The following is a 1,154-nucleotide window of genomic DNA, read 5'->3' as shown; positions in this document are numbered from 1 at the left end:
CCGTCCGGGGAGCACGTCCCCTCCGGACTGCGGACGGCGGCCGGGTACACCTGGCGGCTGGCGCTGCTCGGACTCTTCGCCTATCTGGTCGTCGACGTCCTCGCCCGGCTCCAGCTGGTGGTCGTCGCACTGTTCGTGGCCCTGGTCATCACCTCCGTGCTGCGTCCGTTGGTCGACCTGCTGGCCCGGGGCACACCGCGCTCGCTCGCCGTCGTGATGGCCTTCCTCTGCATCCTCGTGCTCGTCGGCGGGGTGCTGGCGCTGGTCGGCACGACCGTCGCCGACGAGTGGACCCGGCTGGGCAACGAGCTGCGCGGCGGGCTCTCCCGGATCGACCGCTGGCTCACCGGCGCCCCCTTCCACCTGCGCCCCGGCACCGTCACCGACCTGCGGGCCAAGATCGGCGCGTTCGTCTCGGCCCACCGCTCCGCCCTGGTCAGCACCGCGCTCAGCGGCGCCGGCCGGATCGTCGAGCTGGTCACGGGGCTGGCGCTCGCGGTCTTCTGCTCGGTGTTCTTCCTGCACTCCGGCGACCGGATGTGGTCCTGGGCGCAGCGGCAGGTGCCGGCCCGGAGCCGGTCGGCCTGGGACCGTGCCGGTCGTACCGCCTGGCGCACCTTCGCGGGCTACACCCGGGGCGTGCTGATCGTGGCGGCCTCCAACGCCGTGCTGGTGGGCGTCGCGCTGGCGATCCTGCGGGTGCCGCTGGTCATGCCGCTGATGCTGCTGGAGTTCGTGGCGACGCTCGTCCCGCTGATCGGCTCCCCGATCGCCCTGGCGATCGCCTCCGTGGTCGCGCTCGCCGCCCGCGGGCCGGTGATCGCCCTGCTGGTGCTCGCCCTGATCGTGGTCATCGGCCAGATCGAGGGCCACCTGCTGCATCCGCTGGTGCTCGGCTGGTCCGTCCGCATCCACCCGGTGGCCATCGCCGTGTCGGTGGCCGGCGGCACCGTGCTGGCGGGAATCCTGGGCGCGGTGGTGGCCGTGCCGGTGGTGTCGGTCGCCTGGGCGGTGCTCGGCGAGCTGCGCTCCCGTGGCGCACCCGGCGGCTCGGGGACGCGGCCCCTTGCGGCGGGTGATCGGTCCGGTCACCGACCGGACCGGGGCCGGCGCCAGGACCCGGGCGAGGGCGGCCGGCAGGGCGGGTGAGTGCC

1 protein-coding gene is annotated in these 1,154 nt (G+C 74.7%); it reads left to right on the top strand.

The features are described 5' to 3' along the window. On the top strand, positions 1-1,149 hold a 1,149-nt coding region (locus ACIQOV_RS42280), incomplete at its 5' end, for an AI-2E family transporter (protein WP_401056574.1). Positions 1,150-1,154: the final 5 nt, after the last annotated feature.

The organism is Kitasatospora sp. NPDC091257, assembly GCF_044757675.1.
In the GTDB taxonomy this organism is placed as follows: domain Bacteria; phylum Actinomycetota; class Actinomycetes; order Streptomycetales; family Streptomycetaceae; genus Kitasatospora; species Kitasatospora lactacystinica.
This window is presented reverse-complemented; position numbering and strand designations above follow the sequence as displayed.